At 47.9% G+C, this 15,837-nt stretch carries 13 protein-coding genes and 1 other RNA gene; 13 read left to right on the top strand and 1 reads right to left on the bottom strand.

Annotated features, from left to right (window positions below):
- Positions 1 to 9: 9 nt before the first annotated feature.
- Complete coding sequence (locus ST37_RS19215; RefSeq protein WP_084889158.1) at positions 10 to 426, bottom strand: pilin; 417 nt, start codon at positions 424 to 426, stop codon at positions 10 to 12.
- A gap of 242 nt (positions 427 to 668) precedes the next feature.
- Here ST37_RS19215 and rnpB point away from each other — a divergent pair.
- The 13 genes from rnpB to ftsA all read left to right on the top strand — a co-directional run bounded on the left by rnpB (position 669) and on the right by ftsA (position 15,816).
- An RNA gene (gene rnpB, locus ST37_RS19225) (RNase P RNA component class A) lies at positions 669 to 1,096 on the top strand.
- 203 nt (positions 1,097 to 1,299) lie between these two features.
- Positions 1,300 to 2,250, top strand: a complete 951-nt coding sequence (gene rsmH, locus ST37_RS19230; protein ID WP_084889160.1) for a 16S rRNA (cytosine(1402)-N(4))-methyltransferase RsmH — start codon at positions 1,300 to 1,302, stop codon at positions 2,248 to 2,250.
- 24 nt (positions 2,251 to 2,274) lie between these two features.
- Complete coding sequence (gene ftsL, locus ST37_RS19235; RefSeq protein WP_084889161.1) at positions 2,275 to 2,595, top strand: cell division protein FtsL; 321 nt, start codon at positions 2,275 to 2,277, stop codon at positions 2,593 to 2,595.
- A complete protein-coding gene (locus tag ST37_RS19240) occupies positions 2,592 to 4,448 on the top strand; it encodes a penicillin-binding transpeptidase domain-containing protein (protein WP_242426363.1) in 1,857 nt (618 codons plus the stop codon). Before ftsL ends, ST37_RS19240 begins: the two co-directional genes overlap by 4 nt.
- Before the next feature lie 23 nt (positions 4,449 to 4,471).
- A complete protein-coding gene (gene murE, locus ST37_RS19245; protein WP_084889162.1) occupies positions 4,472 to 5,992 on the top strand; it encodes a UDP-N-acetylmuramoyl-L-alanyl-D-glutamate--2,6-diaminopimelate ligase in 1,521 nt (506 codons plus the stop codon).
- Positions 5,989 to 7,344: a UDP-N-acetylmuramoyl-tripeptide--D-alanyl-D-alanine ligase gene (gene murF / locus ST37_RS19250; protein WP_084889163.1), complete on the top strand. Its 1,356-nt coding sequence runs from the start codon at positions 5,989 to 5,991 to the stop codon at positions 7,342 to 7,344. The genes murE and murF overlap by 4 nt, the downstream gene beginning before the upstream one ends.
- Positions 7,341 to 8,423 carry a phospho-N-acetylmuramoyl-pentapeptide-transferase gene (mraY, locus tag ST37_RS19255; RefSeq protein ID WP_084889164.1) on the top strand — a complete coding sequence of 361 codons (1,083 nt, stop codon included), beginning with the start codon at positions 7,341 to 7,343 and terminating at the stop codon, positions 8,421 to 8,423. Before murF ends, mraY begins: the two co-directional genes overlap by 4 nt.
- A 1-nt stretch (position 8,424) precedes the next feature.
- Entirely contained in the window at positions 8,425 to 9,780 is a 1,356-nt protein-coding gene (gene murD / locus ST37_RS19260; protein WP_084889165.1) for a UDP-N-acetylmuramoyl-L-alanine--D-glutamate ligase, read from the top strand.
- 71 nt (positions 9,781 to 9,851) lie between these two features.
- Positions 9,852 to 11,078, top strand: coding sequence for a cell division protein FtsW (gene ftsW / locus ST37_RS19265; protein ID WP_347336212.1), 1,227 nt, complete (start codon positions 9,852 to 9,854; stop codon positions 11,076 to 11,078).
- Positions 11,071 to 12,144: an undecaprenyldiphospho-muramoylpentapeptide beta-N-acetylglucosaminyltransferase gene (gene murG / locus ST37_RS19270; RefSeq protein ID WP_084889166.1), complete on the top strand. Its 1,074-nt coding sequence runs from the start codon at positions 11,071 to 11,073 to the stop codon at positions 12,142 to 12,144. Before ftsW ends, murG begins: the two co-directional genes overlap by 8 nt.
- A gap of 8 nt (positions 12,145 to 12,152) precedes the next feature.
- On the top strand, positions 12,153 to 13,631 hold the full coding sequence (murC, locus tag ST37_RS19275) for a UDP-N-acetylmuramate--L-alanine ligase (protein WP_084889167.1): 1,479 nt from the start codon (positions 12,153 to 12,155) through the stop codon (positions 13,629 to 13,631).
- Positions 13,632 to 13,748: 117 nt separating this feature from the next.
- Positions 13,749 to 14,561, top strand: coding sequence for a cell division protein FtsQ/DivIB (locus ST37_RS19280; protein ID WP_242426364.1), 813 nt, complete (start codon positions 13,749 to 13,751; stop codon positions 14,559 to 14,561).
- Positions 14,554 to 15,816, top strand: coding sequence for a cell division protein FtsA (gene ftsA / locus ST37_RS19285; protein ID WP_084889169.1), 1,263 nt, complete (start codon positions 14,554 to 14,556; stop codon positions 15,814 to 15,816). Before ST37_RS19280 ends, ftsA begins: the two co-directional genes overlap by 8 nt.
- Positions 15,817 to 15,837: the final 21 nt, after the last annotated feature.

Genomic DNA, 15,837 nt, shown 5'->3' on the forward strand with positions numbered 1-15,837 from the left:
GCAGTGGAGTTAATTGCATGACTTAGGCAGCTCACTGCTTTCAATTGAGACACCCGCACTCACAAACTGGCAGCCCCACCCGGTACTGCTGCGCGTTAGTACAAAACTGGCATTGTCGATGGTTGAGTTATCATTAAACTCAAAGGTGACCGTTTGTTCTGTGTCGTCAAAACTCAGTAGACCCAGATTGCTCATATTGGCACTACCGCCAGCATCGGCAAGATCGGTTGGAAAGCTCCCTTGCTCTTGCAAATGCATATCAATATTAGTGAGTAAAGCCCGAGCGGTTGCATACCCTGCGGCTGCTTCTGATTTTTTTACGTAGTTTTTGTAGGTAGGTACTGCAATCGAAGACAATACCCCAATGATGGCGACCACAATCAATAGCTCTACCAAAGTAAACCCTTTTTGATGCGACGTATTCATGCTCTTCTCCTATGCTGATGGTCCACAAAAACTATCGCAAGTCGCGATTGGTAAGCAGTCCTTCAACACGGTTTTAGCAGCGACTTCACTTTTGTTTATGTTGATGAGTAAGAGGTGTGCGTTGGTTTTGGAGCAACTTTGCAAACTTACATACTTTGAGGCAGTCGTTATAAGGATTGAAACAGTGATCTAATCGGCGTTTTCGTTGGACAGCGGGAGCGAATATCAGTACACTGCGCGGCGGAATTGGCTGAGTAGTCGCTGCTTCGTTGACGTCCCTTCAAACTCGTCTGTATAGGCAAGGGTGGGGGAGACTGACGGAGGGGAGGAAAGTCCGGGCTCCATAGAGCAGGGTGCCAGGTAACGCCTGGGGGCTGCCGTTTTAAGACGGCGGTCACGACAAGTGCAGCAGAGAGAAAACCGCCGATGGCCTCTTTTATAGATGGCACAGGTAAGGGTGAAAGGGTGCGGTAAGAGCGCACCGTACGTCTGGTAACAGTGCGTAGCAGGGTAAACTCCACTCGGAGCAAGACCAAATAGGCCTTCACACAGCGCGGCTCGCGTTAGGAGGCGGGTAGGTTGCTTGAGCCAGTGAGCGATTGCTGGCCTAGACGAATGGCTACTACCGCGCAAGCGGATACAGAACCCGGCTTATAGGCCAATTCCCTCTATTTAACCCATCGCTTCGGCGGTGGGTTTTTCATTTGGCGTTAGGAGAACCGTAGATGTTCGCCTATAGGCTTCAATATTAACCAAAAATTTACCTAAAATTAGCCCGAAGTCACGTGCTGTGGTGCATTCTCCTCGGGCGAGTAGTGGCACCAGTCGCGTAATTGGGTAAACTAGAGAATTAAACCAAATAGTGAGAGCGGCATGACACAAGGCTTCAAACACATTTCTGTTCTGTTGAATGAGTCAATCGACGGGTTGGCGATTAAACCGGATGGTATTTATATTGATGGAACCTTTGGCCGAGGTGGTCATAGCCGAACGATTCTTTCAAAGTTGGGAGAGGCAGGTCGTCTCTACAGTATCGATAGAGATCCTACAGCCATTGCTGAAGCCGCAAAAATCGACGACCCACGTTTTACCATAATCCATGGCCCGTTCTCTGGTATTGCTCAGTACGCAGAGCAACACAACTTGGTGGGCAAAGTGGACGGGGTGCTGTTCGATTTGGGGGTCTCTTCGCCGCAACTTGATGACGCAGAACGTGGATTTAGCTTTATGAAAGATGGACCACTCGATATGCGAATGGATCCAACTTCTGGGATCCCTGTGTCAGAGTGGATCAAACAAGCGGATTTAGACGATATTACGTGGGTCATTCGCGAGTTTGGCGAAGACAAGCACGCGCGACGAATTGCCAAAGCCATTGTCGCGAACCGTGACGATGAAGAACTGCCACCCCTAGAGCGGACGTCCCAGTTGGCCAAGCTGATTGAGCAAGCTGCCCCTAAAAGCTTTAAAGAGAAGAAGCACCCAGCCACTCGTGCGTTTCAAGCTTTTCGTATTTACATAAACAGCGAACTCGAAGAAATCGACGTGGCTTTAAAAGGTGCGCTATCTGTATTGGCGCCTGAAGGAAGACTGTCCGTGATCAGTTTTCATTCACTAGAAGATCGCATGGTTAAACGCTTCATGCGTAAAGAAAGCCGTGGCCCTCAAGTACCGCATGGCATTCCGATGACGGAAGCTCAAATCGCTGCACTTGGCAGCGCGGCGCTAGATACCATTGGTAAAGCGATTAAGCCAACCGCAGAAGAAGTTGATGCTAACCCACGCTCTCGTAGCTCGGTACTTCGCATCGCTCAGAAGCGATAATACCCATTAGCAAAAGAACTCAGTATGTCTCAGCAAGGAACGCCTAACTTACTGTCTATAATTTTTCGCGACCTAATCAGTGTGGGGCGCTGGAATCTATTGGTGCTAATTCTTATCCTTGTTTCCGCTATGGGCGTCGTGTGGATAACACACCACACTCGGCAAGCCATCACACAAAAAGATATGGCATTTGAGCAACGTTTAAAGTTGGATGAGCAATGGCGTAACCTGATTTTAGAAGAAAGTGCGTTAGCGGAACACAGCCGAGTGACCAAGCTGGCGGTTTCAGAGCTTGAAATGAAGCGACCTGACTCAAAAAAGGAAGTAATAGTTAGATTCCCATGATGACACCTGTGACCCGTCGACGTAACGCCCCTCGCAGACCGAGCAGAGGTGCAAACGGACCCTCTAAAAAAGCACCCGCAAAAAGCGATACGAGCAAAGTTGTCACCAACAAAAAAGCTCGTGCAACTGGGGTACCTGCCAACAAGAGAAATAAAGCCAAACCTGAAGCCGAACAAAGTGTCAGTTCACAACCTGTACTGATTCGTTGGCGATACCTGTTTGTATTGTTTGCTATGGGGTTGGTCTTAGCAACACTTGTTGCCCGAGTCGCTTACATCCAGGTGATTGAACCGGATCGATTGATTAAAGAAGGCAACATGCGTTCGGTGCGGGTAAAAACACTTCCTACTGCACGAGGCATTATTTCAGACAGAAATGGTGAACAGTTGGCGGTTAGTGTGCCGGTACAGGCTGTGTGGGCCAACCCGTCGGACGTGTTTAAGTTTGGTGGCCTTAATGAGTTAGATCGCTGGTATGCGCTGGCTGATGTGTTAGGGCTTGAGCGTCAAAGTATGCTCAAACGAATCGAAGAACAAAGTACCCGAAAATTCATTTACCTGCAGCGTCAAGTTAGCCCTGCGATGGCCAACTACGTCAAAGAACTAAAGCTAAAAGGCATTGGCCTTGCGAATGAGTCTCGTCGCTATTACCCAACGGGCGAAGTGAGTGCTCATGTCATTGGTGTAACTGGCATTGATGGCCACGGTTTGGAAGGCGTAGAACGCAGTTACGATAACTGGCTTTCAGGACAGGCAGGCTCTAAAACTATACGTAAAGATCGTTATGGTCGGGTGGTTGAAAACATCTCTCTAACAGAGAGCGAGTTGGGTAAGCCTTTAGAGCTGACGATAGATCAACGATTGCAAGCAATTTCATATAGAGCAATCAAGCAGGCGGTAGCCGACCACCGTGCTACGTCAGGCTCTGTCGTGCTTCTTGATGTTAAAACTGGTGAAGTGTTGGCGATGGTGAACGCACCTTCCTATAACCCTAACAATAAACAGCAGCTGCAAAGTTTTAGAATGAGAAATCGCAACATTACCGATGCGATGGAACCTGGCTCCACCGTGAAACCATTTGTCGTGCTAGCGGCTCTGGAAAACGGTGTCGCTGACGAAGATACCATCATTGATACAGGTAATGGTTTGATGCAAATTGGCGGAAGCCGGGTGCGAGACTCCTCAAAGATTGGTAAAGCAAACTTACAAACCATTTTGCAGAAGTCGAGTAACATTGGTGTTGCTAAATTGGCGTTAGACATGCCGTTGGAAGCGCTACTAGGGCAGTACAGTTCTATAGGCTTTGGCAGCACGTCGGGGCTGAATTTAATTGGTGAGACGACTGGGCTGTTTCCAAATCGTCGGCGCTGGTCCAACTTTGAAATTGCGACACTCTCTTTTGGCTATGGGTTGTCGGTAACGCCGCTTCAGCTAGCTCATGCCTATTCGACCTTGGGCAGTTATGGTGAGTTCTTCCCGCTGACCATCATTAAAGATCAACACAACATTGAACCTAAACAAGTTGCCGATCGTGACAATGCCAAACTGGTGCTAGAGATGCTGGAATCGGTAACGCAAAAAGGCGGTACCGCAACACGCGCCGCTGTACCGGGTTATCGAATTGCAGCAAAAACAGGTACTTCACGAAAGGCCCAGGCGGGTGGCTACAGCGATGAGTATGTTGCGATTACAGCAGGTGTTGCGCCTATTAGTAATCCAAGGCTTGCATTGGTGGTTGTGGTTAATGAGCCCCAAGGTGACCTATATTACGGTGGCTCCGTAGCTGCCCCAGTTTTTGCCGAAGTTATGCAAGGGGCATTGCAGATTTTAAACATCGCCCCTGACGGCAACTAAGACACACACTACAGTATTTAACTATGACAAAAAATGCATTCACATCCATTAATCTAAGTGAGCACGAGTCGATGACATTGGCTGATTTGCTTGAGCCATGGGCGTTGAGTTTGGCTGACGATATCAGTCAACTCTCGTTACATCACCTTACTCTCGACAGTCGAGACGTTGGGGTGCAAAGTGCATTCATTGCCGTACCGGGTCACACTGTTGATGGTCGAGACTTCATTGATAAAGCCATTCTCAATGGGGCTAAAGTAGTGCTGTCTCAGTGTGATTCTGAACAGCATGGGACAGTGAGCCACAAGGATGGCGCTGTCATAATTGAAATGAGTGATTTGCAAGATAGGGTCTCTGAACTCGCATTGCGGTTTTACCCAGTAAATAACACTCAAGTGATAGCAGTGACAGGCACAAATGGTAAAACCACCATCACGCAGCTAATCGCTCAATGGTTAGAGCTGATTGGTCATCGCGCTGCTGTTATGGGAACAACAGGAAATGGGTTTCTGGACGCGCTGACAGAGGCAAAAAATACCACTGGTAGCCCAATAGAAATAGCGCAGACTCTCCATTCACTCGAATTAGCTGGCGCCGAGTACACAGCGTTGGAGACCTCTTCCCATGGTTTAGTCCAACACCGAGTGAAAGCGGTACCATTTAAACTGGGTATGTTTACCAACCTAAGTCGTGATCACCTTGATTATCACCACACCATGGCTGAGTACGAAGCCGCCAAGCGTTCGTTGTTTACCGAGCATCATTGTGAGCATGCAGTGATTAACGTCGATGATCCGGTAGGGGCTAGATGGTTTGATGAGCTAGACAATGCCTACGCGGTGTCAGTGAAGCCATTACCTAAGAATACTCGTGGCTTATGGGCAACTCAGCTCGAATTTACCGAGCAGGGCATCCAAATAAGCATCGATGGGACTTGGGGGGAAGGGCAATTGACGGTTCCACTCATTGGTGAATTTAATGCCTCCAATTTACTATTGGCTCTCGCAGGGCTTTTAACCCTAGGCTTCGATAAGCAGCGTTTGCTTTCAATCAGCAGCAATATAAAGCCGGTTATCGGTCGAATGGAGCTGTTTTCAGCGCCCAATAGGCCAAAAGTCGTGGTTGATTATGCTCACACGCCAGATGCACTGGAAAAAGCGTTGCAGGCGCTTCGTGTTCATTGCTCTGGGAAGCTATGGGTCGTTGTTGGTTGTGGCGGTGATCGTGACAAGGGCAAGCGTCCAATGATGGCTGCCAGTGCCGAACGACTTGCGGATCGAGTGATTTTTAGTGACGACAATCCGCGCAGTGAAGATCCAGCAACCATTGTTGCAGATATGCTTGACGGTACAGAGCAGCCCCAACAAATACTGACCATTCATGATCGCAGTCAAGCGTTAGAACGTGCGCTCGCCGATGCCAGCACCAACGACATTATTTTGTTGGCGGGCAAAGGTCATGAAGACTATCAAGTTTATGCGGATCGGACGGTTGAAGCCTCTGATAGGTATAACGCAGCAACACAGTTAGGAGTGTCACTATGATCCCAATCTCTCTGGCTCAGTTGGCAAGTGTTACCCAAGGCCATTTAGTTGGTGAAGACAAGGTTGTATCTGCGGTATCAACCGATACGCGCCATATAGAGCCGGGTGCGCTGTTTGTCGCTATTCACGGTGTTCGGTTCGATGCGCACGAGTTTGTAGAACAAGCCATGTCTAATGGTGCCTCTGCCTTGTTGGTCGAGAAAACCTTAGATATTGATGCGCCACAAGTCGTTGTGGCCAACACCACTAAGGCACTCGGTGATTTAGGGGCTTGGGTGCTTGAGCAATCGGATGTAAAAACAATAGCTATCACCGGAAGTTGCGGAAAGACCACAGTGAAAGAAATGCTGGCGTCGATTTTACAGCTAAAAGGTAAAACGTTAGCGACAAAGGGCAACTTCAACAATGAATTTGGTGTCCCACTAACGTTATTGCGCCTGGATAAAAGTGTCGATTACGCCGTCATTGAGTTGGGGGCCAATCATATTGGTGAAATCGCTTATACCAGTGGTTTAGTGAAACCCGCAGCGGCGATGGTGAATAATGTTGCCGCGGCACACTTGGAAGGGTTTGGCTCAATCGATGGCGTTAAGCAGGCAAAAGGTGAGATTTACCAAGGACTCGTTGCTGGTGGTTTCGCTTTAGTGAATATGGACAGTCAGGGCGGTCAACAGTGGCAAGATGCACTCAGCAATAAGCGCGTGCAGCAGTTTTCTCAACAGAACTCTCTGGCAGAATACTACGCCTCACATATAGAAATGGACGAACAGGGGTACTCGCATTTTCATCTACACACTCCATACGGCACATTACCTGTTTCACTCAATGTCATTGGCGAGCACAATGTCACTAATGCCGTTGCCGCCGCCGCTTTGGCGCTTAACGTTGGCGCAGATTTGGCGCAAGTCAAGCAAGGTCTAGAGCAACTGTCCAAAGTGAAAGGCCGTGTTGCGGTAGAATCGCTGACCGACAATATACGATTGATCGATGATAGCTACAATGCCAGCGTGCCGGCGGTGAAAGCCGCTATCGACTTGCTGGCTCGTTATCAGGGCCAACGCTGGCTGATATTGGGTTTTATGGCCGAACTTGGCGATGAAAGTCTTGCACTTCACCGACAAGTCGGAGAACATGCGTCTACTTTTGGGTTTGAGCACGTGCTCACCTTTGGTGACGATACTAAAGTGGTCAGCGAGTTAACTGGAGGGCGCCATTTTAGTGACCATCAAGCCCTAATAGCGCACATTAAAGCGCATTTAACACCTGCAGAGCCCAACACGTTGCTGATTAAAGGAGCACTCAGTTCCCAAATGGGAACCGTGGTATCTGCATTGAAGGAGATGTACCCATGATTCTTTGGCTTGCCGACTTGTTACAGCCATACTTTTCGTTCTTCCGCCTGTTCGAATACCTTTCTTTTCGCGCCATCGTTAGTGCGTTGACCGCGCTTGCTCTCTCTTTGTGGATGGGTCCGCGTCTTATCGCTCGACTGCAAATGTTGCAGATTGGCCAAGTTGTTCGCAACGATGGCCCTGAGTCTCACTTTAGTAAACGCGGTACACCTACCATGGGGGGGGTGATGATCCTAGCGGCTATTTCGTTTACCGTCTTTATGTGGGCCGATCTTAGCAACCCTTATGTTTGGGCCGTTATGGTGGTTTTACTGGGTTACGGTGTGGTTGGATTCGTCGACGATTATCGAAAAGTCGTTCGAAAAAACAGCGATGGTCTCATTGCGCGCTGGAAGTACTTCTGGCAGTCGGTGATTGCACTAGTGGTTGCATTTGCTTTGTATGCTCATGGTAAAGACACCGCAGCAACTCAGCTCGTGGTGCCATTTTTTAAAGACATCATGCCTCAGTTAGGCATCTTGTATATTGTGCTTACCTACTTTGTAATTGTAGGAACCAGTAATGCCGTTAACTTAACCGACGGCCTCGATGGGTTAGCCATTATGCCGACTATTCTGGTTGCAGCGGGCTTTGCTGCGATCGCTTGGGCAACCGGTAACGTTAACTTCGCTAGCTACTTACACATTCCTTATATTCCTTACACCAGCGAGTTGGTGATTGTATGTACCGCCATGGTCGGTGCCGGTTTGGGGTTCTTATGGTTTAACACATACCCAGCACAAGTGTTTATGGGCGATGTTGGTTCACTTGCGTTAGGCGGTGCACTGGGAACCATTGCTGTATTGGTTCGTCAGGAGTTTGTATTGGTGATCATGGGCGGCGTGTTTGTAATGGAAACTTTGTCGGTCATACTTCAAGTAGGCTCATACAAATTACGCGGTCAGCGTATTTTCCGCATGGCACCAATTCATCATCATTACGAATTAAAAGGCTGGCCAGAGCCGCGCGTGATTGTGCGTTTTTGGATCATTTCTATCGTATTAGTTTTGGTGGGATTGGCCACACTTAAGGTGCGTTAATATGCCATCAAAATCGGTGGGTTTTTCTACGTCGCTGCAAGACTATCGTCAAATTGTTGTGGTTGGGTTGGGTATCACCGGATTATCGGTGGTGGAGCACCTTCGTACTTTTGCCAAGCATGCTGAAGTTAAGGTCATTGATACCCGTGAACAAGCGCCAGGGAGTGAACACCTTGACGACGATGTAGAACTCTGCTGCGGTAGTTGGAACACCACGTGGTTGCAACAAGCCGAACTTGTGATTTGCAGTCCAGGAATAGCCGTGGCGACGCCTGAAATCGCGACTGTTATAGAGCAAGGTACACCGGTTGTCGGTGATATAGAGCTATTTGCTTGGCAGGTGACTAAGCCAGTCATCGCTATTACAGGGTCTAATGGTAAAAGCACCGTGACCGATTTGACGGGAGAGCTTGCCAAAGCTGCCGGCATTAAAGTTGGGGTTGGCGGCAATATTGGCACGCCAGCGTTGTCATTATTGCAGCAAAATTGTGATCTCTACGTTTTAGAGTTGTCGAGCTTTCAACTTGAAACCACCTATCATCTTGCACCAAAAGTCGCGACCTTCTTAAATTTGTCTGAAGATCATATGGATCGCTATGTCGGTATGGAAGAATACCGACAAGCGAAGTTGCGGATTTTCGACCATGCGAAGCAAGCGCTGGTAAATGGTGACGAGCCAGAGACTGCTCCAGTCAATTCACACTCTCTAAAACTGCATCGTTTTTCGCCCACACATACCCTGGGCGATACGGATTACGATATAGCAGTGATTGATGGCGAAGCTCGTTTCCGGTTGCAAGGAAAAGCAAGTTTTCTTACGCGTCAACTTTCGATTGTTGGCCGCCATAATCAATCGAATGCGCTCGTGGCACTGGCACTTTTGGATCTGGCGGGCATCGATACGACTCAGTGCCAAGGTGCACTGCAGTCCTACACGGGGTTAAGCCATCGTTGCCAAGTGGTAGAGCACCAAAAAGGGGTGCGCTGGGTGAATGATTCGAAAGCGACAAATGTTGCGAGTACACAAGCGGCATTGTCGGGTTTAGAGGTTGACGGTAGATTGTATCTTCTTGTGGGGGGAGACGGTAAGGGGGCCGATTTCACACCGCTTAAAGAGCACCTAGAGCAACTGCCCGTTACACTCTGTTGCTTTGGTCGGGATGGGGATGCATTCATGAACTTGTCTAAGGACTCTGTGCGTTTTCAAACGATGGATCAGGCTATTGAGTCAATTTCAACCAAACTGACATCAGGAGACATGGTGATGCTTTCTCCCGCATGCGCGAGTTTTGATCAATACCCCAATTTTATGTGCCGTGGTGATGCCTTTATCGCCTTGGCGAAACAATACGCTTAAGCTAAAGCATTAAGTAGCCGTTTCAAGACCACGTTACTATTTGACTCGATTTACCTGCAAGGGATGCATACGTGATTTCAAAATTGTCACAACTTGGCGCTTCACTGAATCAACCAAAACAGCCACTACCGGCCGTGCTGTATGATCGCCAGTTGATCTGGATTGCGCTTGCACTCATGGCATTTGGTTTGATTATGGTGACGTCTGCATCCATTCCAGTCAGTACGCGACTGACCGAGCAGCCCTTTCATTTCATGATACGTCATGGCATTTTTTTGGCTTTCTCGATGGTTATTTTGGGCATGGTTATCCAAGTCCCAACACAACAGTGGTTTAAATATAGTGCCCCTCTTCTAGGCGTCACCTTTGTCTTGCTGGTGGTCGTTCTTTTGGGCGGCAAGTCGGTGAATGGAGCGTCACGATGGATCCCGTTAGGTTTTTTTAACTTCCAGCCAGCAGAGCTGGCTAAGCTATCTCTGTTTACGTTCATGTCGGGTTACATGGTGCGTAAGCAAGACGAAGTCAGGGAAAGTTTTTTTGGGGGGTTCTTTAAGCCCTTTATCGTGTTTAGTGCACTGGCAGTATTGCTGTTGGGACAACCAGACTTGGGTACTGTCATCGTTATGCTCGTGACCCTCTTTGGCATGCTGTTTATTGGTGGAGCGAAACTTTGGCAGTTTTTGGCACTAATGGTTGCCGGCATATTTGCTGTGGTCCTACTCATTGTCTTTGAGCCGTATAGGATGCGCCGCGTTACTTCATTTTTAGACCCTTGGGAAGACCCGTTTGGCAGTGGCTATCAGCTGACCCAGTCTTTAATGGCGTTTGGTCGTGGCGAGTGGTTTGGTCGCGGTTTAGGTAACTCGATACAAAAGCTAGAATATCTACCGGAGGCGCATACCGATTTTGTATTTGCTGTGGTTGGTGAAGAATTAGGATTTGTGGGAGTGACACTGGTTTTATTGGTGATTTTTGCACTGGTGATAAAAGCGATCACCATAGGCAAAAAAGCTTTTGATGCCAGGCAGGATTTTGGTGGTTATCTTGCCTTCGCTATTGGTATTTGGTTTGCGTTTCAGACAGTCGTTAATGTTGGTGCAGCCGCTGGAATGGTACCAACGAAAGGGTTAACCTTACCTCTCATCAGTTATGGTGGCTCGAGTTTAAGTATTATGGCCGTAGCGGTAGGTTTACTGTTACGCATCGATTTTGAAACAAGATTGGCGGTTGGTAAAGAAGGCTCTGCAGACGAGCACACTCATTCCGACCCCGAGCAGTTAGAAGAGCAACATGGCTAAAAAATTATTAGTAATGGCAGGTGGTACAGGTGGTCACGTGTTTCCAGGATTGGCCGTTGCCAAAGTCCTCCAGCAACAAGGCTGGGAGATCCGTTGGTTGGGCACAGAAGACCGTATGGAAGCTGAGTTAGTACCAAAACATGGTATCGATATTGATTTCATAAAAGTCAAAGGCTTGCGCGGACAAAGTTTGGCTAAGTTGGTTAAAGCCCCATTTCAAATTGTCAGTGCGATTGCACAGGCGCGCAAACATATAAAACGATTTCAACCCGACGTAGTGCTCGGCATGGGAGGTTATGTGAGTGGCCCCGGTGGCATCGCTGCGCGCATGTGTGGGATCCCTCTGGTGTTGCATGAGCAAAACGCGGTTGCTGGGCTGACCAATGAGTGGCTGGCGAAAGTCGCCAGCAAAGTATTCCAGGCTTTCCCTGGGGCGTTTCCCCGCGCCGAGGTCGTTGGTAACCCTGTACGCGATGACGTACTGGCGATAGAACCACCACAACAGAGATTAGCCGGTCGAAGTGGGCCGGTACGTGTGTTGGTCATGGGTGGAAGCCAAGGCGCAAGAATATTGAATCACACTTTACCTGAGGTGTTTGGTCAACTGTTAAAAGACAACACAGCCAGCGTTGAAGTGCGACATCAGTGCGGTAAAGGCAACACCGACGAAGTTAGCGGATTGTACCAACAGGCTCAGTTTGATCAGGTAGACGTGTCTGACTTTATTGATGATGTTGCTAAGGCGTACCGCTGGGCGGATTTAGTGGTATGCCGAGCAGGCGCACTCACCGTATCGGAAGTCTGCACCGCGGGCGTCGCTGCGATTTTTATCCCGTTTCAGCATAAAGACAGGCAACAAGCGTTAAACGCGGATTATTTGGTGGATGCCAATGCCGCACTAATGATAGAACAGCCTCAATTAAGTGTTGAGTCGCTAAAGGATGCGATACAATCTTTAGATAGAGATGCCTTGAAAACGATGGCCATCGCTTCGCGCAAACGAGCGAAAACCGATGCAGCGCAGATCGTTGCCAATGCCATTATCGAATTACAACAAAAATCTTGAGAACAACTATGCCGATTAACCACAAGCAAGACTTAGCGCAAATTCGCGCAATGATCCCTGAAATGCGTCGTGTGAAGACCATCCACTTCATTGGAATTGGTGGCGCAGGCATGAGCGGCATCGCTGAAGTTTTACTAAATGAAGGCTATGCCATTACCGGCTCTGATATTGCCAGTAATCCGACAACCCAACGATTAGAGTCAAAAGGGGCGACGGTATTTATTGGGCATCAAGCCAGCAATATAGAATCAGCGTCTGTTGTGGTGGTATCTACAGCGATTGATCCAAGTAATCCAGAGGTTATGGAAGCCAAGTCTCGTCGTATACCTGTCGTACGACGCGCGGAGATGCTGGCTGAACTGATGCGTTATCGACATGGCATCGCGGTTGCAGGTACGCACGGTAAAACCACGACCACAGCCTTGGTCACTCAAATTTATTTTGAAGCGGGCCTCGATCCAACATTTGTTAATGGTGGCTTGGTTAAAAGTGTTGGCACCAATGCACGCTTGGGCTCTAGCCGTATTTTGATTGCCGAAGCCGATGAAAGTGATGCGTCGTTTTTGCATTTGCAACCGATGGTTTCTATCGTCACTAACATCGAAGCTGACCACATGGACACTTACGGTGGTGACTTTGAAGTGCTTAAGCAAACCTTTAGAGATTTCTTGCATCAGCTGCCTTTCTACGGCCAAGCGATTATGTGTATTGATGATCCCGTGGTTCAAGAAATCATTCCATCAATCAGTCGACAAGTGATTACCTATGGCTTTTCTGAAGAAGCCGATGTGCACATAAAAGAGTATCGCCAGGTTGGGCAGCAAGGACACTTTGTGGTTTCTCGCAAAGATCGCTCAGATTTGTCGATTACACTCAATATCCCTGGTCGACATAACGCCCTAAATGCTGCTGCAGCTATTGCCGTTGCAACAGAAGATGACGTCGCGGATGAAGCCATTGTAAAGGCACTTCTTTCGACAGAAGGAACAGGCCGTCGATTTGACCACCTAGGTGAGTTTGATACTGGAAATGGCGTCGCAATGCTCGTCGACGATTATGGCCACCACCCAAGCGAAGTTGATGTGACGATTGCAGCAGCTCGTTCTGGTTGGCAAGACAAACGCCTGGTGATGATTTTCCAACCGCACCGATACAGCCGAACTCGCGATCTGTATGACGATTTTGCCAATGTTCTTGATAAAGTTGATGTTCTGCTGATGTTGGATGTTTATGCTGCTGGTGAGTCTCCAATTGCAGGGGCTGACGGCCGTTCATTGTGCCGCACAATCCGTTCACGTGGAAAAATCGATCCAATATTCGTTGCCAATAAAAATGAGCTTCCTTCCATATTGGCTAATGTGCTGCAAGATGGTGATTTAGTTCTGACACAAGGTGCTGGCGATGTGGGTAAAGTGGCAAAAGAATTAGCCGCTTTAAAGCTAAATATTGCAAAAATGCAGAAAACTTCTTCAAACGAAGATAAATAGCACTGCTTTGTTCTCAAATACGGTTTTCAACGCTGGATTCGAGCAAAGAAAACCGTATAATTTGGACGGCGTTTTGTATATTCAATGCGCTTCTGCAAAGCAAAAGGGAATAGAGACTTGCAGATAACGGTAGAACAATTGGACGCTACGGACATAGACGACAGCAACTACGAACAACAGCAGGCTTCGCCAAGAATAAAATATTCGCTGTTTGACGGGTTGTTTTTATTGATCGTGGTGTTTCTGATTGGTGGATTGCTTTATAAAACAATCACTTGGATGAGTGATGAGCGTAGCATGCCGTTGTCGAACTTTATATTGCAAGGAGACTTGGCCTATATTACTGAGCAAGATGTTCATCATCAGCTTGTACAAATAGCGCCAATGGGCACCTTCATGACCCAAGATGTGAATCAGTTGCAACGAGCCGTTGAGTCGCTGGAATGGGTGAATAGAGCGTCGATTCGTAAACAGTGGCCCGATACCATAAAAATTTACGCGGTAGAGCACAGAGCTGCGGCGATTTGGAATGGTATTTCCATGTTGAATCAAGCAGGTGTGGTTTTTCATGCTGACGCAAGTCGATTGGATACCCCCAATATTGCAAAATTGTATGGGCCAGACGAGAAAAGTCTTCTTGTTCTTGAGACATATAGAGAGTTACAGCCCAAGTTTGAAGAACTTGGTATGCGAATTGATTCATTAGTGCTTAATGATCGTTTAGCATGGCAGATAATTTTGGAAAATGGCATTCGGTTAGAACTTGGAACCGAAGCATTAAAAGAGCGATTACAGCGGTTTATCTCCCTTTATAAAAAAATGGGTGAAAAGACCGAACAGATCAGTTACATCGATTTAAGATATGATACCGGCGCTGCAGTAGGTTGGATGCCAGAGCAAGACGCCATCGAAGAGAGTGACAATGACTAAACATACGGATGATGACCTAGTAGTCGGTCTTGATATCGGTACCTCGAGTGTGACGGCCATTGTCGGTGAAATGCTTCCCGATGGACAAATCAATGTGATTGGTGTGGGCACAAGCCCAGCTCGAGGAATGGATAAAGGTGGTGTAAACGATCTTGAAGCGGTCACCAAATCGGTGCAACGCGCGATAGATGAAGCGGCATTAATGGCCGATTGCACCATTAGTAAAGTGTTTTTGTCGATCTCAGGACAGCACATTACTAGCCGTATCGAAAAAGGTATGGGGACCATTTCTGACGAAGAAGTGGCACAAGAAGACATTGAACGTGTTATACACACGGCTAAGTCGATAAAAATTGGTGATGAGGAGCGCATATTGCATGTGATCCCACAAGAGTTCACTATCGACTATCAGGCGGGCATTAAAAATCCAGTCGGACTCTCCGGAGTTAGAATGGAAGTGAGCGTTCATATGATTTCGTGTCATAGCGATATGGCACGAAACATAGAAAAAGCGGTTCACCGATGCAATCTGGAGGTTGGGCAAGTTGTCTACTCGGGGTTAGCGGCCAGTGAGGCGGTCATTACAGACGATGAGAAAGAACTCGGTGTGTGTGTGGTCGATGTGGGTGCGGGTACAATGGATGTTTCCATTTGGACTGGTGGCGCACTGAGACACACAGAGGTACTCGCCTATGCAGGCAATGCCGTGACCAGTGATATCGCGTTTGCATTTGGCACCCCATTAAGTGATGCTGAACAAATTAAAGTGAAATTTGGCTGTGCATTGAGTGAGTTGGTCAGTAAAGACGACACAGTGAATGTACCTAGCGTGGGCGGCCGTCCTTCAAGAAGTTTGCAACGTCAAACTTTGTCAGAAGTGATAGAACCTCGCTATACAGAATTATTGGGTTTGATTAACCAAACGATTGAATCTGAGCAAGAAAAAATGCGTCAAGCGGGAGTCAAACACCAATTGGCAGCAGGCATTGTCTTAACCGGTGGTGCTGCTCAGATTCAAGGCTTGGTCGAGTGCGCAGAGCGCGTATTTGGCAATCAAGTCCGAGTCGGTCGTCCAATTGAAGTAAAGGGTTTGACCGACTACGTAAAAGCGCCGTATATGTCTACGGCCATCGGATTATTGCACTATGCTAGAGATAATCAATTTGTTGAAGAAAGCGACTATACAGAGCCCAAATCTTCTTCATTGTCGGATATGTTCGGCAAAGTGCGAAAATGGATACAAAAAGAGTTTTAACCTGAACAACAGGGATACGGA

This window comes from Vibrio sp. qd031 (genome assembly GCF_002100145.1).
Taxonomy (GTDB): Bacteria; Pseudomonadota; Gammaproteobacteria; order Enterobacterales; family Vibrionaceae; genus Vibrio.